This window comes from Bradyrhizobium sp. CER78 (assembly GCF_029846235.1).
Taxonomy (GTDB): domain Bacteria; phylum Pseudomonadota; class Alphaproteobacteria; order Rhizobiales; family Xanthobacteraceae; genus Bradyrhizobium.
Map to the genome: position 1 here is coordinate 14,859 of NZ_JARVWP010000032.1, position 21,596 is coordinate 36,454.

The window sequence follows — 21,596 nt, forward strand, 5'->3', positions numbered from 1 at the left end:
ACGCGCAGCCCGGGGGCGCTCTGCGCCCCGGCAGGCTTACCCCGCGCAGCTCTTCACGAAATCCTTGCGCTGCGGGCCGACGATCTTCTGGTCGATCGCCTGCTTTAGGCAGTCGAGATGCGCCTGCGCCATGCAGAGCTGCATCTGGTCGTGCCGGTCCTGACCCTTCAGCGCCTTCGCCGCGCTCTGGCAGGCCGCGCGCTTCGCACCGGGCGCTGTGGACGTGCTCTCCTGCGCGGGAGCTGCCGCCGGCGCTGCTGCCGGCGCGGGGGCTGAGGTTGATTGCGCGAACGCTTCGACCGAGACCAGCAGCGAGGTGGCCGAGACCAGGGCGACGACGAGACGTTTCATGGGATGTGCCTCCGCAAGCATGATCCGGAGAACCGAGCATCGGTTTTCCGGAACGTCATGCTCAGACCAGTAAAGGATCATGTTGCGATCTTGCGATCGCGCCGTGATCCACGGGGAGGTCGACAATTAGAGGCCGCCGCCTGAATGCGGAGTGAATGTGCGGGGAAACCGCTTCACCTCAGCGTGAGGCCGGTCGCGGCCTCGAGTTCGGAGATCGCCTGCGCGGCGTTCGCGACCTTGATCGTGGTCATGCCCATCTCGCGCGCCGGCTTCAAATTGACGCCGAGGTCGTCGAGATAGACACAGTTCGCAGGATTCACCTGCAGCGTCTCCACCATCATCCGGTAGATCCGCGGATCGGGCTTGCGCAAGCCGATCTTCGCGGACTCGATGACGTGGTCGAACAGCGCCATCACCTCGGCGACATAGAGCGTGCGCCCGCTGTGGCTGCCGATTGCGTTCGACGGCAGATTGTTGGTGATGCAGCCGGTCTTGAATTTCGCCTTGATGCGCTTCAGTGCCTCGACCATTTCGGGGCGGAGGTCGCCCGAGAGCAGCGGCAGCACGTCCTTGCCGCGCACCTCGGCGCCGAGCGCCTTGGATTCCGTCGCGAACAGTTCGTCGAACGCATCGATGCCGATCTCGGCGCGCTCGAACTTGGCCCAGGCGTTCTCGAGATGGTTGGCGGCGTTGGTGCGGCGGATGATGTCGACCGGCAGGCCGCGCTCAGTCTCGTAGCGCGCGAAAGCCTCGAACGGCGAGGTGGTCAAGACGCCGCCGAAATCCCAGATCACTGCCTCGATCATCAATGTCCTGCCCGTTGCAAAGCGGCGGCTTCGCCTCGGGTCGTCCGGCCGCTTGACCGAAGACAGGGAAACGCGCGTTACGCCTTCTTTATTGGAATTGCCGCCGATCAGGCAAGCCGCCAGTTTACGGCAAACTCCGCCGTGCGGAACGGGCTCACCAGACCATCGGAACCAGGCGATAACGCACACGCCCGAGGTATTCGGCATAGCCGTCGAGCTCGGCGGTGAGCATCCGCTCCTCCATCATGGATCGCAGGCCGAGCAGCGCCGCCATGACCGGCACGATGACGAGGCCATACCAGGATCCGAGCAGCAGCGGCGTGCCGGCATAGGTCAACAGGCCGCTGGCATAGATCGGGTGCCGCACATAGGCGTACGGCCCGGTGGTCACCGCGGCATGCCCGCGCTCGCGCTGGATCTTCACGACCGGCGCGGCGTAGCTGTTTTCGCGATAGGTCCGGTAGACGATGTAGAACGATGCGGCGATCATCAAGGCGCCGGCACATTGCAGCCAGAAGGGGACGAGCGATGCCTGGTAGCGCACCGCGTCGAGCGCCATCAGCGGCAGCCATGTCAGCCACAACAGCGGCATGATCGATGTGATGACGCGATCCCATTCGGCCTGGCCGCGCACGGTGCGCCGCTCCGCCAGCAGTCCCGGATCGTGCCTGGCGAGCCAGGCCTCGGTGATCAGTCCGCCGATCGTGATCTCGATCAGGAACAGCCAGCCGCCGGTCCAGCGCACGGTGCCGGCCGCGAGAAACAGGAGTGCTCCGAGGCCCGCGCTTGTGAGGACGGCGCCGCGCAAATTGATGGTCGGATGACTGCCGTTCTCGTCCATCTCGCTCTCCGGCGAACGGCAACGGCCGCGCCACCGGATCGGGCGGGCCGTTGCGTTGGTAACGAATCGAACCGAGCCTCAACGTGCAAAGCCGGTCACGATCGGCGGGTCCAATTTCGCGTCTGTCCGGAATAGACCTTGCTCGGCAGCGCACGCGCCGCCGGATCGAGCAGGATCTTCATCGCGGAGTTGAGTCTCTCTTCCGAACTCGGCGAGCCGTCATGGCGCATCTGCTGCGGGGCGCCGGGGCCCTGCGGCGGCGCCATATAGGCCGACGTTGTCGGCGGAGCGGGCGTGGTGGCGATCTTCGGACGGGCGACAACAGCCGCTTCCAGCGGGCGCCGTGCCTCGGCAACGGCTGAGGCTGAGGCTGCGGATTCCGCCGGCGGCGGGGCGGCATTGCCGGATCCGGATTGGCGGGGCGGTCTTGCCATGGCATCGGCTCCATAGGTTGGGTGATGACGATGATTTCAGGATTTGGACGTCAGGAATTGTCCTCGTCGGATGTGGTGCGTTTGGCGATGATCGGGTTGCGGTCGCTGATCGCGGCGAGCAGCGAGGCGTGGGTCACGACTGATGACACGACGATCTTCCCGGAGGGCTCGACCCGGCGACCGTTCTGCAGCTGTTGCTGTGGGCTCCTGGCGGTGGATTTCTGCATCATGGTGGCCTCCTTGAGGATGGGTGGGGCCCGACAGTGCCGGGCCCCGAGTTCGGCGATCAGATGCCGAGGACGCCGCTGAGGGCGGGGATCGCTACCTTTGCGATCCCGCCGAGGATGTCGCCCCAGCCCTGCGGGTTGACGGACCCGTTGACCGCCACTTCAGCAATCCGCTTCGGACCGCGCTCGATGCCCTCACACTGGATCGGGCTACGCACGCTGCCGAAGGTCTCAAAGTCGTTCCTTGCGTACATGTTCAGCTCCTTCTTTCGGTTTGAATTGACGGCAACTACGGGAGGTGGTCACCCGACCGCGGTCGCCGTCGCTGGACGTCGCCCAGGGGATCGCTCATCGCGTCGATCCCCTGGACCACGTGACGCTCATTCGCGTCACGTTCTGATCTCCTCCGGACGCAGAGGAGCAATTGTCTCAATAGACCTGCCAGTACCGCAGCGGCCCGACCGCCACCGGCACCACGTCGCTGACGTCGATCGTGTACTGATAGACTTCGCGCGCCTGGGTCAGGACCTGCGTCGGGTTGAAGAAGCGGTACGTCACGTCGTGGCAATCCGAGTCCGGCCGGCAAATGACGCTCTGGTCGACCTCGACGGTGTCGAGCCGCAGGCCCTTCTTGGCGGCCTCAATGAAGATCTTCCGCGTGTTGTAGGCATTCATCGCCGAATAATTCAGCGCGCGATCCTGCGGCGAGAGACCGACGTTGCGGAACTCGTTGTAGATCCGCTCGAGGAAGCCTTCCGCGCCGTCCGGCCAAGGGAGTGGTCCGAACAGTGTGAACAGATCCCATTGGTAGAAGCCGCGCCAATCGGTCACCAGCGTCGGCACGACGGTGCCGTTCAGCAGCTTGGTCGTGTTGGTGCTGTCGACCCAGCCGGCCATCGAGACCCGCGCGATACCGCCGGGCGGCGGGAATGGCGGGTTCGACGTCGGCCGTGCGTCGGCGTCGGCCACGGCCGCTGTCGCTTTCACCACGGTGCGGGCCGTCGAAGGATCGTCGCGCGAGACCTCCTGGTGCCACAGCGCCAGGATCAGCGCGGCGAAGAACCCGAGTCCGAACACGTCGAGCGGCTTGATCGCGTAGATCGGGATCGAATCGATCGTCATTGTCCAGGTGATGGCGTCGGCGTCCGGGAAGTTGTTGCCGGAGCCGGCCGGCGCCGACGTCTCGCCTTCGGCCTGGTTCAACAGATAGCGCGCCATGATCGCCGGATTGTACGGCGCCGAGGTGTCGCCGGAGCGGTCGCGATCCGTTCCAAACGCCGGATCGCCGCGTCCGATCAGGCTGTCGCGCCAGTTGGCGATCGCCTGCACGAAGTAGTCGAGGCGGGCTTCCTTGCCGAAATCGTAAAACAGCCGACCGATCGGGAAGGCGAACTGACCGGTGGGCTCGGTCGCAGTTCCTCGCGGACGCATGCCGCCGCGACAGCCGCAGCTCTTTTCGCTGGTCCGAACCGCGGGCGCTTCGTACATCGGCAGCGCCTGCGGCATTGCGACGGGAAGCGCGTTGCTCGGCATCAGCGCGGGCATCTGCTGCGGCTGCAGCCAGGTTTGCGGCATCATGCCGGCGGTTGGCATCGCCATCTGCGGCATCATCATCTGCGGAGCCGGTGCCGGCATCCAGACCATGTCGCCGCCCGGATGGGGAGCGTGGTACGGATACGGCGCGGGCGCTGCGATCGGCGCGGCGACGACGCCGTGATCAACGGGAACGGCCATGGCCGCAGGTGCTGCCGGTGCGGCGGGCTGCGCCTCGCTTGGCATGATCCCGGCGCTGCTTCGCAGGACCGAGCCGTCCGGCCCGAATATGCGCGGAGCCGATGGTGCAGACATTGCTGATAGATCTCCCATGGAATCCTCTCTGGTTGCAGTTGGCTGAGCGGCGGATGACGGTTGGAGGAAAGGGCGCGCGAACACTCCCCAGAAGCGGGGAGACGCGGCCGTGGCACCCGACGGCATGACGGCGTCCGCCTGCTCGCCAAGCAGGGCGGCGACAGCCGCGGGAATATCGAGCCGTCCGGCGAGGCAGCGCGGGGCGCTGCCGTCGCTCCGGCAGGGCGCCGCGCTTTCGAGCAGCGCGGCACGGACGGCTTGCGGATCGGCCTTGCGCCCGTTCCGGCGCAGGCATGAGAGCAACAGCGCGACGACGCCGGTGACGATCGGCGCAGCGAAGCTCGTTCCGGAACGCAGTCCGACATTGCGGACCGGCGAGGCGCCGGCGATGTTCTCGCCCGGCGCGAGGATGCCGTTCTCGAGATAGGCGTCGCCGAAATTGCTGAAGGGCAGCGGATTGCCGGCCAGATCGCACGCGCCGACCGCCAGCACCGAGGCGAGGCTGCCCGGCACCTGGACGCAGCGGCAGCCGTCATTGCCGGCGGCGGCCACGATCAGCTTGCCGGCACGTTCGCAGGCGCGCACCGCGTCGACCAGAATGCGATCGGCCTGTCCCGTTGCGGACTGCTGGCCGCTGCTGATGTTGATGATGTCGGCGCCGGCGGCCAGCGCCTGGTTGATCGCGAGCGCCAGCGTGCTTTGCGAGGACGGCTCGATCTGTCCGGATGCGTCCTCGCGATAGATCGAGAACACGGTCGCGCTGCAATTCGGCGCGACGCCGAGCACCGGGCTGCCGGGCGTACCCATCAGCACGCTCGTGACATGCGTGCCGTGCTCGGACTGGATCGTCGGCGAGGACGGCGCGACGAATTCGCCGCCCATGGCGACGCGGGCCTGCCTGAGCGAGGGATGGTTGAGATCGACGGGACCGTCGATGATCGCGATCTTCACCGCGGGGTCGCCACCCGACATTTTCTGCCACAAGGCAGTCAGACCAGCGATGTCGGCAACTGGATTCATGAAATCAATCCTGGCCGGTCTGCTGCGAATTCGTGCAGCCGATCCGCCTTCCACGGCAATCTGCAAGCACGCTGCGAGTGAAGAGAGTATCGTGTCGCTGCGTTGATGCTGTTGTGGCAGGTGTGCTGCGCAAGGCCTATTCGCCGCGATGGGTCAAAAAGGATCGAGCCGATGATACGGATCGAGCGATCCAGGAGATCAATCCTGCGCGTCGAAAGATCGATCAAAGGATTTAGTCGGGATCGGTCTCACGGCGTGATGCGCACGCAAGCGTGCAAAGCCGCACACCAATGCGTGCACGTGCTGCGATAAGCCGAATGCGGAATTCAGGTGGTTTGTGTCAGTCGAGTTCGCGGCGGCGGTCGAGAGCCGGCGCAGATGATGCGATCCATGGTGCTTCGCGGACCCGCCGCATCGCCTGCGCCCGGCGCGGCAGGCCGAGCTTCTGCAACACGTGATGGACGTGGTGCTTGACGGTCGCAAGGCTGAGATTGAGATTGCGCGCGATCTCCTTGTTCGACATGCCTTGTCCGATGAGCTTGAGAACCTCGCTTTCGCGGCGCGTCAGTCCCTGATCCGCGTCGATCGTATCGCTCTGGCGCTCCATGCAAAACAGCGCGCGCAGCAGGCCGCCGGAGATCTCGGCGCTGCAGGCCAACCGCCCCGATGCGACGTCCGACAGTGCGCGGCAGAGCTCGTCGAAGCTGGCATTCCGGGAAATGTAGCCGCTGAACCCGGCCCGGCCGCAGCGAACCACGTCGCGCCGGTCCTCGTTGAGGCCGAGCGCGACCAGGGCGACGTCGACATGTTCGCTCGCGATCACCCGCACCTCGTCGAGATCGATGCCCTGTGTGACGTCGATCAGGATGACGTTCACACGGCCGGTCTCGAGCGCCGCACGCAGGCCGGCAAGGTCGGAAACCGTCGCCTCGACGGCAAACTCGGCGTGGTTCTGGAAACTCGAGGTAAGCCCCTCGCTGAACAGCCTGATCGGCGTGACGACCGCGATCCTCATCATTATCCTCGAACTCAACGAAATGGCGGATGAAAAGCCGTCCGGTGATCGACGGCACCGGCATCCAGAAAGTCATGAAGGTAAGTATGCGGTATGCTGCCAGAGGTTGTATTGTTATCGAGCCGAAATTACGGCCCTGAGACGCGCAGGATCAAGAGATGCAGTTCACATTCGGGCGTCGTGCCGACGGCACCTTGCACGCTCCGATGTCTCGGATAGCGCGGCTAAGCGACGATACGAAGCGCGTGTGCACCAAGGCGTGCGAGAAATCCGGCGGTGACTTCAGCGCTGTAGTCAGCGACGGCTAGATATTTAGATAATTGACGCATGCAGGCGCGGATGCTCTGTACAAGATTGCGTGTTCTCCGAGGCCGAGTGTGAGCGACGCCATGCCGCGCCTCGGATGTACTCAATTCCGATGCAGATCGACGGGGTTCCATGACGAATTTGATTCGGGCGACGGCCTTTCTGACCATGCTGATGGCAACGCCGGCCTTCGCCATCGTCGGTGGCGGCGCGCCGTCGACCGACGGCGTTGCGCGCTCGGTCGTCACCATCGTCGGTTCACGCGGCAATTTCTGCACCGGCGCGCTGATTGCGCCGAAGGTGGTGCTGACCGCGGCGCATTGCGTGCAGCCCGGCGCCGACTACAAGATCGTCGAGTACGGCGCGGACCGGCAACCCAAGCTGCAGGACGTCAAGACGGTCGCGATCCATCCCGGCTTCCGGATGCAGGCGATGATCAATCATGTTGCCACCGCCGATGTCGCGCTGCTGCAACTTGCGGTGCCTTCCGCAGGCAAGGCACCGGCCGTGCTCGGCATGCCCAACATTCCGATCCAGGTCGGCGGCCGCTTCACCGTCGCGGGCGTCGGCGTCACTGTGCGCGGCGACGGCAAGAGCGGCGGCAGCATTCGCGTCGCCGGCCTGATCGCGAGCGGCAAGCCCGGGACGCTGCAGATCCGTCTCGTCGATCCGGTCGGGCAGGGCGTGCGCGACGGGCTCGGCGCCTGCACCGGCGATTCCGGGGCGCCTGTGTTCGAGGACAAGCAGAGCGGGCCGGTCATCGTCGGCGTGGTGAGCTGGTCCACCGGCCCCAACGGCACCGCCGGCTGCGGCGGCATCACCGGCGTGACGCCGCTCACGCTCTATCGCGACTGGGTGATGCAGACCGCGCTGCAGTGGGGCGCGAGCTTTTAGCGCGCTCTTCATCCGTCATCCTGAGGTGCGAGCGGAGCGAGCCTCGAAGGATGCGCGGCCCGGCCGGTGGCCGTGCATCCTTCGAGACGCGCTACGCGCTCCTCAGGATGACGGGGGCAGAGGCCGGGCGTGCACTACAACCTAATGCCCCGCGGCCTTGTTTGCGGCTGCGTTGTTCAGCACGATCAGGCCGTCGACGGCGACGCCGAGCTTGCTGTTGATCAGGAACGGGTTGACGTCGATCGAGGCGATGCGGCCGTTGGCGTCGGCCATCAGGTTGGAGAGCCCCACCAGCGCCTTCACCGCCGACGGCTCGTGCAGCGCGGGCTTGCCGCGATAGCCCTTCATCTTGACGCCGGCCTTGGTCTTGGCGATCAGCTCCCTTGCCTCGGCGGCATCGAGCGGTGCGCCGGCCAGCGCGACGTCCTTCATCAGTTCGATATCGACGCCGCCGGTGCCGAACAGCACCACGGGGCCCATCTCGGCATCGAGCGAGGCGCCGACCACGAGCTCGAGGTCGGCCTTGACCTGTTGCGCGATCAGGATGCCCTCGAGTTTCGGCTTGCCCTTCAGCTTCTTCACCCGCGCGGTGATGTCGTTGAACGCCTTCTTCACTTCAGCCGCGTTGGCAAGATTCAGCACCACGCCGCCGATATCCGACTTGTGCAGGATGTCGGGGCTGACCACCTTGGCGACCACCGGAAAGCCGATCGCCTTGGCGATCTTCACGGCTTCCGCCGCGGTCTGCGCGACGTCTTCCTTCGAGATCGGGATGCCATAGGCCTTGAGCAGCTGCTTCGAGGCGACCTCGTCGAGCGCGGCGGCGCCGTTGGCGGCCTTCAGCGTCTTCTCCAGAACGGCGCGCGCGGACGCCTTCGAGCTCGACACGATGTCGGGCACTTCCTTGCGCAGACCGGCATATTCGATCAGCGACTTGATCGCGCCGACCGCGCGGTCGAGGCCCTGCATCACTGCGATATTGGGCAGGGACTTGCGCAGTCCCTTGGTGAAGTCGGTAAAGCCGATTGACATCGCGCTGATATAGATCACCGGCTTGTTGGCCTGCCCAGCCATCTCGTTGACGATGCGCAGATTGCGCTCGCGCAGCTCGTGCGGCGCCTTCGGCAGCTCGGCGTCGATAATGACGATGTCGGTGTCGGGATCGTCGATCATGATCTTGATCGACTTCATGTAGACGGAGGGATCGACCACGGCCGCAAAGCCGGCGTCGAGCGGGTTGCCGACGATGCTGCCGGGGCCGAGCATCTTCGCCAGCTGCTCGGACGCGTTCGGGCTCAGCGGCGCGAAGTTCAGGCCGGCGGAATAGAACGCGTCGATCAGAAGCCCGCGCTTGCCGCCCGACAGCGACACCGCCGCGAGGCGGTTGCCCTTCGGCGGATCGGCATGGACGAAGCACTCGGTGGTTTCGATCAATTCATCCAGTCCGCGCACCCGGATCACGCCCTCGCGGGTCGAGATCGCATCGAATGTCTCGATCGAGCCGGCGAGCGCGCCGGTATGCGCCATCGCGGCGGCGCGGCCGCCTTCGGAGGCGCCGAGCTTGAGTGCGATGACCGGCTTGCCGGCGGCGCGCGCGGCCTTGCAGGCATCGCGGAACACCTTGGTGTTCCTGACGCCTTCGAGATAGACCACGATGACGCGGATGCTCGGATCGGCCGCGAAATAGCTCATCAGGTCCGGGGTCTCGAGGCCGGATTCGTTGCCTGTCGTGACCATGTAGCCGACGCCGACACCGCGATCCTCCAGTGCCTGGCGGATCGCCATCACGATCGCGCCGGATTGGCCGGCGATCGCCACCGCGCCCGGCTCCATGGTGACGATGCGGTCGTCGATGTTGGTGAACAGGTTCTCGCCGGCGCTGAGATTGCCGAGGCAGTTCGGACCGGTGACGGCAAGCCCGGTCTCCTTGATCGCCTGCTTCAGCTCGACCGCGAGCCGCTGGCTCTCCTCGTCCTGCAACTCGCTGAAGCCTGACGTGACGATCGTCGCCGAGCGCGCGCCGGCGGCGGCAGCGTCGCGGATCACCTGCACGGCAAAGCGGGCCGGCACCAGCACCAGCACGTGGTCGGGCTTTTCGGGAAGACTGGCGAAATCCTTGTAGCAGGTGACGCCCCAGATGGCTTCGCGCTTGGCGTTGATCGGAAACAGGCCGCCGGCATATTTGTACTTGACCAGGTTGTTCCAGATCCGTTCGGCGTAGTTGCCGGGCTTGTCGGTGGCGCCGACCAGCACGATGTTGCGCGGGTGCAGCATCGCATGGATGCTTTTGACGATGTCGCTGGCATCAGCGGGCGGCGCCCATTTGTGGGACACATGAGACGCCGTGCTTGCGAAAGCTTCCATGGAGCCTGCCCTTATCCTTGTTCTGCTTGTTTCCTCTGGCCCACGGCGCATCACCGCAGGACGCGATTTTTCATTGTTTTTATGGCGAGGGAAAGGGGGTGGCAACTCACGCTGGCGCAAGTCAGGGCATCGCGTGCAATATCCCGGCAGGCGCAAAATCGATGCGCGTCAGGAACCCGATTCCGACTCGATCATGGTTGCGTGCAACAAATAGCGCTCAGGCCCCGACGTCAGCGCGTCGAATGGCCAGCAGGTCGACAGCACCAGCTCATACCGGCCGGTCAGCGGGTCGATGCCGGGTTGATCGAAGCGGACCACCGCGCTGCGATCGGTCCGATAGCGAAATATCCTGCCGTCGCTGCTCGTGACGTCGATCTCGTCGCCGATTGTGACATCTTTCAAAAACCGGAAATGGGTGTCGCGATGCGCGGAATAGACTGCGACGCCGCGCTCACCGGCATCGACGCTCTGCTCGACATGGCCGGGGCCGAAGGCCAGCGCCTGGCCGCTGCTGCCGGCGAGCACGATCGCGGAGGCGTGCAGGCGCTTGATCTCGATCCGGGCCACCGGCCAGGTATCGGCCCAGCTCCACGGCTTCACGGGATGGCCGGTCGCGATGCTCTGCGTGAAGGCGCGCTCCAGCAGCACCTGCGCGAGCAGCGCCTTGGCATGGATATAGGCGCCCTGGCCGAGCAGGATCAGGCCGATGAGGGCGAAGGCTAGGGGGAGGATGCAGCGGCGCATCGTTGGGCCTTCCGTCATTCCGGGGCGCGAAGCGAACCCGGAATCTCGAGATTCCGGGTTCGATGCTGCGCATCGCCCCGGAATGACGCGCGAAGAAAAAACTGCGCGCGCGGCCCCTGGGGGACGGGTGGGAAGGCCGCGCGCGCTCTTGAAGGAGGAGGTCGGGGGGCACCTTCTCCTTTCATCCGACGTCATTGGGGCGACGTCTGACGCCGGTTGAACACCAGAAGCAGAAGGCTGACCGTGAGCAGGATCACACCCGCGATCATCTTCAATTCGGCATCGGTCGCGGTCTTCGGCAGCTGGATGGTGCCGGGACGTTGTGTTGCGACCGGTGACCGCTTCAGCGCGGCGAGCTGTACCTTGCCGTCGCCGGCGTCAGCGCGACGCTCGCCCGGTGCAGCCGGCAGGCTCGGACGCTCGCCGAACACTTTTGCGAAATCCCAGCCGGCGGGCAGGTTGAGCGGCAGCTCGGAGAGCTTCAGCGGCTCGCCTTCGGGACGGCTCGGGGTCTTGTCGACGGCGACGAGGCTGGTCAGCCGCGTCACGAGCTGGTGCTCCAGCGCCAGCGCGAGGATGGTCTTGTCGGCATCCTCCGGGTTCGCCTGCCGCGTGGTGCGCGCGACCTCGGCATCCGCGATCTTGCGGCGTGCCCACAGCTTGGAGAGGCCCTTGCCTTCGGCGGCATTCGCCAGCGGCAGCGTCACGCTCCACGGGCGGTCGCCGATGCGGCCCTTGATCTCGACCGAGCCGGCGAGCTTGTCGAGCTTCGCGGCCAGCACCAGCGGCTCGTCGCGATAGACGTCGGGCAGCACCGCCGGCGTCAGGTCGGCCGTCGCCTCGGAGAACTTCGCGGACAAGTTGGTCACCGCGGGATTCTCCAGCTTGGCGAACAGGTCGCGCATCCGCTCATCGACCTGTTCCACCGAGCCGATATGGGTGAAGGTGCCGCGGCCGAGTTCGGCGGCGCGCGTCATAAGATAAGTGTTCGGCGCCGAGCCGATGCCGACCATGAACACCCGCGAACGGCCGCGCAGCGCGCTGATGGTCTCGAACAATTGCTGCTCGTTGCCGATCGCGCCGTCGGTCAGGAACACGACCTGGCGGACATGATCGGCGTCGTCGTGGTTGGTGTCGGACAGTGCCGCGCGCATCGCCGGCACCATCTCGGTGCCGCCGCGGGCCTGTATCGCACTGACGAACGCCGTCGCGTTGCCGATATTGGCGCTGTTTGCCGCGACCGGCGACGGGAACAGCGTGTCCATGGTGTCGTCGAAGCGGATCACGTTGAAGCGATCAGCCGGCTGCAGGCGGCCGAGCGCGTAAGTGAGGCTCGCCTTGGCCTGGATGATCGAGGTGCCGCCCATCGAACCGGAATTGTCGATCACGAAGATCACCTCGCGCGGCAGCGGCTTCTGCTGGGCCTGCTCCACCGACGGCGGCGTGACGAAGGCGAGCAGATAGTCGGAATTGCCGACATGCTCGCGGAACAGCCCGACCGACGGCGCCTTCTCGGCGACCGGCTTCCAGGTCAGTTCGAAATCGCGATCGGCCGGCACCGGGCCCTCGGCGAGCCTGACGACGCGCGTGGTGCTGTCGGGGCTCTCGATCCTGACCTGGTGGAAGTGGCTCTTCACCTCGCCGAGCGGGAAGCCGGCGTTGAGATGCACCGTGATGTTGGTCGGATTGATCGGCGCGTTGGTGGCGGGATCGAGCACCTCGGACGCGATGCGGTCGCGATCCGGCACTGGATCGGTCGACGTTGCGCCCCAGCCGTTGCCATCGGCGCGAAGATCGACGCTCTGCACGACGGGGCGCGGATTGTAGCGCGGGCCGACCACCATCGGCACCCGCAGCGAGAACTCGTTGCCGTTCTGCTGCACCGGCTCCTGATACTCGATCTGCACCAGAACGGTTTCGCCCGGGCCGATATTGGCGACCGAGTTGGTGAAGATGTTCGGCCGCTCCTGCTCGGTGAGCGCGGCCTTCTGGCCGTTCTGCTTGGCCTGCTCGTAGATGGCGCGGGCCTGCTGCCGCTCCTTGATGTCGCCGACCACGATGCGATCGCCGACCACCATCTTCAGCGTATCGACCGCGCCTCCGGCCGGCAGCGGATAGACATAGGTCGCCTCCACCCAGTCCTTGGTCGGGTTGCGGAAGATCTGCGTGACGCGGGCGCGGACGGTCGGGCCCGACACGGTGAGGTCGACATCGATGCCGAGCCTCAGCGCATCCTTGTAGCCGTCGTCGGTCTTGAACAGCAGCGAGCCGGAGCGCGCATCGCTCGGCCGCAGCACCGCCTGTTGCGGCAACTCGGCCGACCATACCGGATCGAAACTCAGAAACAGCGCCGCAAAGCCGATCACCAGCGCGGCCACGCCTTCCACCAGGAAGAACAGCGCGATGCGCGTCCTGCGCGACAGGCGTATCTGCGGACTGCTCTCACATGCATCGTAAATCGTCATTGTCGTCACTCCCGAGCGAGACTTTCGCTGCTTCGCAATCATGGAGAGCGGCGGTTTTGGCGCGAGCAGAATGATCGGCAATGATTGGCCGCCGCCCGGCGCGGCCCGCCGCCGGCCAAGGCGGGTTTGTGCGGTTTTGTGATGGATTGTCCGGTCTGCTAGACTGCGCGGAATCACGGGGAACCGGGCAGGAATCAGAATGCCGACGCCTGACAAGCAGCTTTCGGCTGAGCAGAGCCAGCAGATCGCGGAGACCATCCGCGAGGAAATTGCGCGCCGCCGCATCTCGCGGCAGACGCTGGCCGAGCAGGCCAAGCTCAGCCTGTCGACACTGGAAAAGGTGCTCGGCGGCCGCCGGCCGTTCACGCTGGCGACCACCGTGCGGCTCGAGCAAGCGCTTGGCGTCTCCCTGCGCAAGCTGCCGGAGACGATCACGGTGGCGGCGCCCGCCAATGGCGGGATTGCGCCTGACAGCCTCGGATCCTATTCGCGCCGCTCGGTGGCGCGGATCGAAGGGACGTACATCACGGTGCGGCCGTCGTTCGGCGAGCCGGGCGCGTTCTATGCCTATCGCACCGAGATCGCCTGGGACGACGCGTCGTCATCGCTCGGCTTCCGCGAGGGCGAGCGGCAGGACGCCGACTACACCCAGTATGGCGAGGTGGCGGTGCCCAATGAATCCGGCTTCGTCTATCTCGTGACCAACCGGCACGGCCAGCATCGCGTGATCACGGTCTCGCGCCCGCGCAATTCCGGCGAGATGTACGGCATCATCACGACGCTGCTCGCCGGTCGCGGCTCGCTGCTGACGCCGGTCGCCGCGCCGATCGCGTTCCTGCCGATCAAGAACGTGCCCAAGCCGAGCCTCGGCCGGGTGTCGGCCGACGACGCGAACTACGCCCTCTATCGCGAGCATCTGCGCCGCACGATCGACGAGCCGTTTGCGATCTTCCTGCCGGGATAGCCCCGATATGATCAAGCCGGGCTTGGACGCGCGGGCGCGACTACGCCGGCGATCAGCACGGCCAGGATGCCGGTCAGGAAAATGCCGTCGAACGTGCCGGCACCGCCGATCGACGCAATCGGCGCGCCGAGGCTGCCGATCTTGTCGAGGTTGAGCAGATCGGCGCCGAGCAGCGTTCCCATCGAGCCGCCGATATAGGCGAGTGGTGCGGCATATTCGCGGGACAGCAGCAGTGCGAGGATCGCGGTCGCCACAACAGGGACGAACACGGGGACGGCGATGCCCATACCTCGCACCGGCGTGGCGCTGGCATGGACAATCGCGGCGATGACGATCATCGCGATCGCGGCCCTCAGCCAGAGCTGATAGCGCAGCATCAAATAGGCGGACATCACGGCCGGGATCACCGCGCCGCCGACATTGACGGCGAGGATCGTGCTCGGCGATACCAGATAAGGCACGACATAGCGCATGCCGAAGAAGTCGACGATCTCCCCCGATCGCACCGGCGGGCCGGGCAGCACGGTGATCGGAATATTGAAATAGCTGCCGATCAGCGAACCGAACAACAGCAGCAACGCGACACCGGGACCGACGCCGAGCCGCATATAGGCGTAGCGCAGGATGCGCAGCTGGATCAGCACCACCAGCGCCACGGCGGCGAATACCAGGATCGAGAAGAAACCCGGCGTCAGCGGCAGATAATGAACGTGGGAATGCATCGGTTCGATGGTCCGGGTTCGGCGCGGCCCTCTTGTTAGGTAAGGATTCTGGATAGGATCACAAGCAGGAGTCCCGTCATCCTGAGGTGCGAGCGAAGCGAGCCTCGAAGGATGCACGGCCACCAGCGGGGGCCGTCGACCCTTCGAGACGCCGCTTCGCGGCTCCTCAGGGTGACGGTGAGAGTGCGGTGAAGCTCATTCGGCTGGCTCTGAATTGCGAGGGGGCCACAAAAGCAACGAAGCCGCCTGGATGGGCGGCTTCGCGACGTCGTCTGCTTGTCGAGGAGGCCAGCGCTAACCGCCGGTCTCGGCGCTGATGATGTCGCCGAACAGCTCCCACTGTCCGTTCTTGAACTGCATCATCTTGAGCTGCTCGACCGGTGCGAAATCGGTCGCGCTGGTGTTGATCTTGATGCCGGGGATCAGCGTGTCGGGCGCAAAATCCTTCAGGCTGGCGGCCTGCTTCATCACGTTCTCGCGCGTCAGGTTGTCGCCGCACTGTTTCAGCACCTGCACCATGGTCTGCGCCGCGGCGTAGCCATAGACCAGGTTGGCGTCGGACAAATTGGCGCCCGGCAGGTACTTCTCGGCGAAGGCCATGAACTTCTTCATGCCCTCGTCATTCTTCCACTGCGGATCGGAGGCGTCCTTGAGGTAGCCGGCCGACAGCACGCCTTCGGAGGCCTCGAGCCCGGCGGGCTTCATGACCGCGCCGATCGAGATCGAGACGTCGGTCATGACATGCATCGGCTTCCAGCCGATCTCGGCGATCTTCTTAATCGCCTGCGCGGCGAATTTCGGCGTCGAGATGTTGACGAACACGTCGGCGCCGGTGTCCTTCAGCTTGACGATGTGGGAATCGATCGACGGCTCCGTGGTCTCGTAGCTTTCCTCGGCGACGATCTTGACGCTCGACTTGTCGAGCACCTCCTTGAGGCCGATCAGGTAGTCCTTGCCGAAATCGTCATTGGCATAGAAGATCGCGACCTTGGCGTCCGGCTTGGCCTTGAGGATGTACTTGCCGAAGATCCGCGCCTCGACGCGATAGCTCGGCTGAAAGCCCATCGTCCACGGGAATTCTTTCGGATCGTTCCACTTGCTGGCGCCGGTGGCGAGGAACAGCTGCGGCACCTTCTTGGCGTTGTGATACTTCTGCACCGCGGTCTGGGTCGGCGTGCCCAGCGCGTTGAACACCAGGAAGACCTCGTCGCTCTCGATCAGCTTGCGGATCTGCTCCACGGTCTTCGGCGGCGAGTAGCCGTCGTCATAGGAGATCCAGTTGATCTTGCGGCCGTTGATGCCGCCCTGATCGTTGATCATCTTGAAATAGGCTTCTTCGGTCTTGCCGATGACGCCGTAGGCGGAGGCGGGACCGCTATAGGCCTCGACATTGCCGATCTTGATCTCGGTGTCGGAAGCGCCGGTGTCATACTTCTTTTGGGCAAAGGCGGCCTGGGTGGAGAGCAGGCAGAGCGCCGCGGCGGCGGCCAGCAGCGACAGTTTTGTGGTTTTCATAAAGGCAATTTCCTCGATCTATTTTGGTTGGGGACTCAACGCAACGAACCCATAGCCGGTCCCGGCAAACGTTTATGGGCAACACTCTCTCGACATGGCAGGCGACGCGACACGCGTCCCTGCGATCAAGCGGCAGTATCAGTCGGCTTCGGCTGGCTGAATTGCTGCCGGAGCGTCGGCTTATGAATTTTGCCTGTCGCGTTCCGCGGCAGGGCATCGATGAATTCGATCAGGCGCGGGCACTTGAACCGTGCCAGATTAGCCTGGCAATGCGCATGAATTTCCGCCGGCGTCAGCGTATGGCCCGGCTTCACGGCGATCACGGCCATTCCGACCTCGCCCCACTGCTCGTTCGGAATACCGATCACAGCGGCCTCCGCCACGGCGGCCAGTTGATGCAGCACGCTCTCGACCTCGGCCGGATAGACGTTCTCGCCGCCGGAGATGTACATGTCCTTCCAGCGGTCGACGATGTAGTAGAAGCCTTCCTCGTCGATCCGCGTGGCATCGCCGGTGTGCAGCCAACCGTCGGTGAAGGACGAGGCATTGGCGTCCGGCCGGTTCCAGTAGCCCGGCGTGATGTTCGGGCCCTTGACCCAGAGCTCGCCGAGCTCGCCGACCGCGGCATCGCTGCCGTCGGGCCGCACGATGCGCACTTCCGTGTGCAGCACCGGCTTGCCGGACGAGCCGGCCTTGCGCGCGGCATCCTCGCGGTCGAGCACCATCACCGCCGGCGAGGTCTCGGTCATGCCGTAGCCCTGCTGCAGCGCGACGCCGCGCGCCTCCCAGGTCTTGAGCAGCGGCACCGGCATCGGTGCGCCGCCGACGCCGCCGATCATCAGGCGGCTGAAATCCGCGGTGGCGAAGGACGGATGCTGCGCCATGAACTGGTAGATCGCGGGCACGCCGAAGAACACGTTGATACCCTGCGCGGGATCGCCGATCAGCTTCAGCGCCTCGCCGGGATCGAACGCGCGCATGATCAGCACGGTGCCGCCGGCATGCAGCACCGGGTTGGTGTAGCAATTCAGCCCGCCGGTGTGGAACAGCGGCAGCACCGTCAGCAGCACCGAGGCCGGCGAGATGTAGGCGGGGCCGCCGAGATTGACGCAATTCCAGAACGTCATCCCGTGCGTGATGATCGCGCCCTTGGGCTGACCGGTGGTGCCAGAGGTGTACATGATGGTCGAGATGTCATCGAGCGTGACCTCCTCGAACCGCTCAATCGGCTTGGCCCCCGCGATGCCGGCTTCATAGGCGCCGCCCGGGCCGAGCCGCACGGTCGATGCGACATCGCAGAGCTTGGCGACCGCAAGCGCGGTCTCGGCGAGGTCGTCGTCATGGATCATCACCTTCGGCGAAGCGTCGCCGGTGATGTAGCGCAGCTCGGGAACCGTGAGGCGGGTGTTGAGCGGCAGGAAGACCGCGCCGATCCGGAAGCAGGCGAACTGGATCTCCAGCGTATCCGTGGTGTTCAGCGCCAGCACCGCGACGCGGTCGCCGCTGGCAACCTTCAGCCCGTCACGCAGCCAGGCGGCAACCCGCGACACGCGGGCGTCGAGCTCCGCGTAGGTGAAGCGGCGACCGCTGGCGAGATCGACAAGCGCCATCTTGTCCGGCGTGCGCCGGCGATGATGCGCGATCCAGTCGTAGTAACGAACCGGCACATTTCCCTCCTCCGGAACGGCAGTCTTGCGCCGCCTGTTCCTGGCTCGATTGATGCCATGAATTGGCAGTGGACGGGGCGTATCGGGATACTGTCTTGCGTTTAGTGGCTGGCGGGTGGCCAGATGGAAACCCGTTCCGGCGGACAGCCACTCGACGCAAGTGAACCGGGAGAAATCCGGACATCGTCGGGCGCGAGAATCAACGGAGCACGCGGATGGCAAACCCGTTCTACACCGTCGAGCATGAGGCCTTTCGCGAGGTGATGCGGCGCTTTGTGGCCAGGGAAATCGAGCCTTATGCCCATCAATGGGACGAAGAGGGCGAGTTTCCGCGCGAACTCTATGCCAAGGCGTCTGAGATCGGGCTGCTCGGCCTCGGTTTCCCAGAGGAATATGGCGGGGTCGCCACCGACCAGTTCATGAAGATCGTGGCCTCGCAGGAGCTGGCGCGGGCCGGCGCCGGCGGCGTCTCCGCGAGCCTGATGAGCCACACCATCGGCTCGCCGCCGATCGCGCGCGCCGCACGCCCCGAGGTCAAGGCGCGGGTGCTGCCGGACGTGCTCGCCGGCAAGAAGATCTCGGCGCTCGCGATCACCGAACCGGGCGGTGGCTCGGATGTCGCGAACCTGCGCACCAAGGCGCGGCGCGACGGCGAGCATTACGTCGTCTCCGGCGAGAAAACCTTCATCACCTCGGGCATGCGGGCCGACTATCTGACGGTCGCGGTGCGCACCGGCGGCGAGGGCCCGGGCGGCGTCAGCCTGCTGCTGATCGAGGGCGATACGCCGGGTCTGTCCCGCACCAAATTGAAGAAGATGGGGTGGTGGGCGTCGGATACCGCGACGCTGCATTTCGATCAATGCCGCGTGCCGGTCGAGAACCTGATCGGCGAGGAGGGCCAGGGCTTCAAGCAGATCATGTACAACTTCAACAGCGAGCGCATGGGCATGGCGGCAAGCTGCACGGCGTATGCGCGGGTCTGCCTCGACGAGGCGATCGCCTACGCCAAGGAGCGCAAGACGTTCGGCAAGCCGATCGCCCAGCACCAGGTCATCAGGCACAAGATCGTCGACATGGCGCAGAAGGTCGCGGCCTCGCAGGCGATGCTGGAAATGCTGGCGTGGCGGCTCGGCCAGGGCGAAAGCCCGGTCGCCGAGATCTGCATGATGAAGAACCAGGCGACGCAGACCATGGCGCATTGCGCCTCCGAGGCGGTGCAGATCTTCGGCGGCGCCGGCTTCATGCGCGGCGTCAAGGTCGAGCGCATCTACCGCGAGGTCAAGGTCAACGCCATCGGCGGCGGTACCGAGGAGATCATGAAGGATCTCGCGAGCCGGCAGATGGGGTTGTGACAAACCTGTCTCGTCATTCCCCAGTGCGCAATTGCGCACCTGAGGGCTCGCGAAGCGAGAGCCCGGAATCCATCAGGCCGCAGATTCGATGTGAAATGGATTCCGAGCTCGATGCTTCGCATCGCCCCGGAATGACAAAGGATAGACCGACAATGCTCTTTACCGCCGACCACGACGAACCGCGCCGGCTCTTGCAAAAATTCATCGCAGCCGAGATCAATCCCCATGTCGACGAGTGGGAGAAGGCCGACATCTTCCCGGCGCACGAGCTGTTCAAGAAGCTCGGCGATCTCGGCTTCCTCGGGCTCAACAAGCCGGTCGAGTTCGGCGGCCAGGGACTGGATTATTCCTACGCGTTGATGATGGCCGAGGAGCTCGGTGCCATCACCTGCGGCGGCGTGCCGATGGCGATCGGGGTGCAGACCGACATGGCGACACCGGCGCTGGCGCGGTTCGGCTCCGACGAGGTGCGGCGCGAATTCCTGGTGCCGGCGATCGCCGGTGATCAGGTCGCGTGCATCGGCGTCTCCGAGCCCGGCGCCGGCTCCGACGTCGCCTCGATCAAGACCAGCGCTCGCTCCGACGGCGACGACTACGTCATCAATGGCGGCAAGATGTGGATCACCAATGGCACCCAGGCCGACTGGATCTGCCTGCTCGCCAACACCAGCGACGGCCAGGTCCATCGCAACAAGTCGCTGATCTGCGTGCCCATGAAAACCAGGGGTGTCCAGGTCGCGCGCAAGCTCGACAAGCTCGGCATGCGCTCGTCGGATACGGCGCAGATCTTCTTCGACAACGTCCGGGTGCCGAAGCGCAACCGGATCGGCGAGGAAGGCCAGGGCTTCACCTACCAGATGATCCAATTCCAGGAGGAGCGGCTGTGGGGTGCCGCGGCCTGCCTCAAGGCGCATGAGTTCATCATCAACGAGACCATCGAGTATACCCGCAACCGCAAGGCGTTCGGCGGCTCGATCCTCGATAACCAGGTGGTGCACTTCAAGCTTGCGGAGATGCAGACCGAGGTCGAGCTCTTGCGCTCGCTGATCTATCGCGCTGCCGAGGCGCTGGTGGCGGGCGAGGATGTCACGCGGCTCGCGACCATGGCCAAGCTGAAAGCCGGCCGGCTCGGCCGCGAGCTCACCGATGCCTGCCTGCAATATTGGGGCGGCATGGGCTTCACCAACGAGACCCCGGTCAGCCGGGCCTATCGCGACAGCCGCCTGACCTCGATCGGCGGCGGTGCCGACGAGGTGATGCTCATGGTATTGTGCAAGATGATGGGCACGCTGCCTGGCCTGAAGAAGGGAAACGCCTGATGATCACGCTCTATCACTGCGACGCTGCGCGCTCGTTCCGCCCGCTGTGGATGCTGGAGGAGCTCCGGCTGCCCTATGAGCTGAAGATGCTGCCGTTCCCGCCGCGCGTGTTCGCCAAGGAATATTTCGGCATCAACCCGCTCGGCACCATCCCGTTCATGATCGACGGCGAGACCAGGATGACGGAGTCCTCCGGCATCTGCCATTACCTCGGCACCAAATACGGCCCGACGCCGCTGATCGTCGGCGTCGACGAGCCGGCCTATGGCGCGTTCCTGAACTGGATGTATTTTTCCGATGCGACGCTGACCTTTCCGCAGACGTTGGTGCTCCGCTACAGCCAGCTTGAGCCGGAGGAGCGGCGCAACCCGCAGGTCTCCGGCGACTATGCAAAATGGTTCCTTGGTCGCCTGCGCGCAGTCGAGGCCGCCGCCGCGAAGTCGGAATTCCTCTGCGCGGAACGCTTCACCGCCGCCGACATCGCCAACGGCTATGCGCTCCGGCTCGCCAGCAATATCGGTCTTGCCAAGGATTTCGGGCCGAATGTCGCGGCCTATTGGGCGCGGCTGCAGCAGCGCGACGGTTACAAGCGTGCGGTGGCGTCGGAGCAAAAAGCCGGGAAGGAACAGAATGTTGCGCCGCGGGCGCGGCCGTAACTTCTCCGTCATTCCGGGACGATGCGTCAGCATCGAACCCGGAATCTCGAGATTCCCCGGTGCGCAATTGCGCACCTGAGACTCGC

General features: G+C 65.2%; 19 protein-coding genes. 5 read left to right on the top strand and 14 right to left on the bottom strand.

The features are described from left to right. Window positions 1-36: 36 nt before the first annotated feature. The 8 genes from QDT69_RS36245 to QDT69_RS36280 form a co-directional block, all read right to left on the bottom strand. Window positions 37-351, bottom strand: coding sequence for a hypothetical protein (locus tag QDT69_RS36245; RefSeq protein WP_279711252.1), 315 nt, complete (start codon window positions 349-351; stop codon window positions 37-39). Between the two features lie 173 nt (window positions 352-524). Further along, window positions 525-1,157, bottom strand: a complete 633-nt coding sequence (locus QDT69_RS36250) for an HAD-IA family hydrolase (protein WP_279711253.1) — start codon at window positions 1,155-1,157, stop codon at window positions 525-527. Between the two features lie 154 nt (window positions 1,158-1,311). Beyond that, entirely contained in the window at window positions 1,312-1,998 is a 687-nt protein-coding gene (locus QDT69_RS36255; protein ID WP_279711254.1) for an isoprenylcysteine carboxylmethyltransferase family protein, read from the bottom strand. 95 nt (window positions 1,999-2,093) lie between these two features. After that, window positions 2,094-2,432 carry a hypothetical protein gene (locus QDT69_RS36260; RefSeq protein ID WP_279711255.1) on the bottom strand — a complete coding sequence of 113 codons (339 nt, stop codon included), beginning with the start codon at window positions 2,430-2,432 and terminating at the stop codon, window positions 2,094-2,096. Window positions 2,433-2,482: 50 nt separating this feature from the next. Beyond that, entirely contained in the window at window positions 2,483-2,662 is a 180-nt protein-coding gene (locus QDT69_RS36265; RefSeq protein ID WP_279711256.1) for a hypothetical protein, read from the bottom strand. 56 nt (window positions 2,663-2,718) lie between these two features. Then, a complete protein-coding gene (locus QDT69_RS36270) occupies window positions 2,719-2,913 on the bottom strand; it encodes a hypothetical protein (protein ID WP_050419847.1) in 195 nt (64 codons plus the stop codon). 175 nt (window positions 2,914-3,088) lie between these two features. Further along, the gene (locus tag QDT69_RS36275; RefSeq protein ID WP_279711257.1) at window positions 3,089-5,527 is read right to left on the bottom strand and encodes a S8 family serine peptidase; all 2,439 of its coding nucleotides are present in this window, start codon (window positions 5,525-5,527) and stop codon (window positions 3,089-3,091) included. 340 nt (window positions 5,528-5,867) lie between these two features. After that, window positions 5,868-6,542, bottom strand: coding sequence for a response regulator transcription factor (locus QDT69_RS36280; protein WP_279711258.1), 675 nt, complete (start codon window positions 6,540-6,542; stop codon window positions 5,868-5,870). A gap of 438 nt (window positions 6,543-6,980) precedes the next feature. Between QDT69_RS36280 and QDT69_RS36285 the strand changes: the two genes are divergently transcribed. Continuing rightward, complete coding sequence (locus tag QDT69_RS36285; RefSeq protein ID WP_279711259.1) at window positions 6,981-7,742, top strand: trypsin-like serine protease; 762 nt, start codon at window positions 6,981-6,983, stop codon at window positions 7,740-7,742. Between the two features lie 141 nt (window positions 7,743-7,883). On the opposite strand, the gene QDT69_RS36290 is transcribed toward QDT69_RS36285, so the two are convergent. The 3 genes from QDT69_RS36290 to QDT69_RS36300 form a co-directional block, all read right to left on the bottom strand. Beyond that, window positions 7,884-10,106 carry an acetate--CoA ligase family protein gene (locus QDT69_RS36290; RefSeq protein WP_279711261.1) on the bottom strand — a complete coding sequence of 741 codons (2,223 nt, stop codon included), beginning with the start codon at window positions 10,104-10,106 and terminating at the stop codon, window positions 7,884-7,886. Window positions 10,107-10,274: 168 nt separating this feature from the next. Beyond that, window positions 10,275-10,850, bottom strand: coding sequence for a class GN sortase (locus QDT69_RS36295; protein ID WP_279711262.1), 576 nt, complete (start codon window positions 10,848-10,850; stop codon window positions 10,275-10,277). 191 nt (window positions 10,851-11,041) lie between these two features. Then, complete coding sequence (locus QDT69_RS36300; RefSeq protein ID WP_279711263.1) at window positions 11,042-13,315, bottom strand: marine proteobacterial sortase target protein; 2,274 nt, start codon at window positions 13,313-13,315, stop codon at window positions 11,042-11,044. A 199-nt stretch (window positions 13,316-13,514) separates the two neighbouring features. Between QDT69_RS36300 and QDT69_RS36305 the strand changes: the two genes are divergently transcribed. After that, window positions 13,515-14,279, top strand: coding sequence for a helix-turn-helix transcriptional regulator (locus tag QDT69_RS36305; protein WP_279711264.1), 765 nt, complete (start codon window positions 13,515-13,517; stop codon window positions 14,277-14,279). 11 nt (window positions 14,280-14,290) lie between these two features. On the opposite strand, the gene QDT69_RS36310 is transcribed toward QDT69_RS36305, so the two are convergent. The 3 genes from QDT69_RS36310 to QDT69_RS36320 all read right to left on the bottom strand — a co-directional run bounded on the left by QDT69_RS36310 (window position 14,291) and on the right by QDT69_RS36320 (window position 18,183). Continuing rightward, a complete protein-coding gene (locus tag QDT69_RS36310) occupies window positions 14,291-15,001 on the bottom strand; it encodes a DUF1614 domain-containing protein (protein ID WP_279711265.1) in 711 nt (236 codons plus the stop codon). A 294-nt stretch (window positions 15,002-15,295) separates the two neighbouring features. Then, the gene (locus QDT69_RS36315) at window positions 15,296-16,516 is read right to left on the bottom strand and encodes an ABC transporter substrate-binding protein (protein ID WP_279711266.1); all 1,221 of its coding nucleotides are present in this window, start codon (window positions 16,514-16,516) and stop codon (window positions 15,296-15,298) included. A 125-nt stretch (window positions 16,517-16,641) separates the two neighbouring features. Continuing rightward, window positions 16,642-18,183, bottom strand: coding sequence for a long-chain fatty acid--CoA ligase (locus QDT69_RS36320; protein ID WP_279711267.1), 1,542 nt, complete (start codon window positions 18,181-18,183; stop codon window positions 16,642-16,644). A gap of 215 nt (window positions 18,184-18,398) precedes the next feature. On the opposite strand from QDT69_RS36320, the gene QDT69_RS36325 reads away from it, so the two are divergent. From QDT69_RS36325 to QDT69_RS36335, 3 genes are all read left to right on the top strand, one after another. After that, window positions 18,399-19,535 carry an acyl-CoA dehydrogenase family protein gene (locus QDT69_RS36325; protein ID WP_279711268.1) on the top strand — a complete coding sequence of 379 codons (1,137 nt, stop codon included), beginning with the start codon at window positions 18,399-18,401 and terminating at the stop codon, window positions 19,533-19,535. A 152-nt stretch (window positions 19,536-19,687) separates the two neighbouring features. Further along, window positions 19,688-20,854, top strand: coding sequence for an acyl-CoA dehydrogenase family protein (locus tag QDT69_RS36330; protein WP_279711269.1), 1,167 nt, complete (start codon window positions 19,688-19,690; stop codon window positions 20,852-20,854). Further along, the gene (locus QDT69_RS36335) at window positions 20,854-21,510 is read left to right on the top strand and encodes a glutathione S-transferase family protein (RefSeq protein ID WP_279711270.1); all 657 of its coding nucleotides are present in this window, start codon (window positions 20,854-20,856) and stop codon (window positions 21,508-21,510) included. Before QDT69_RS36330 ends, QDT69_RS36335 begins: the two co-directional genes overlap by 1 nt. The last annotated feature ends 86 nt before the right edge of the window (window positions 21,511-21,596 follow it).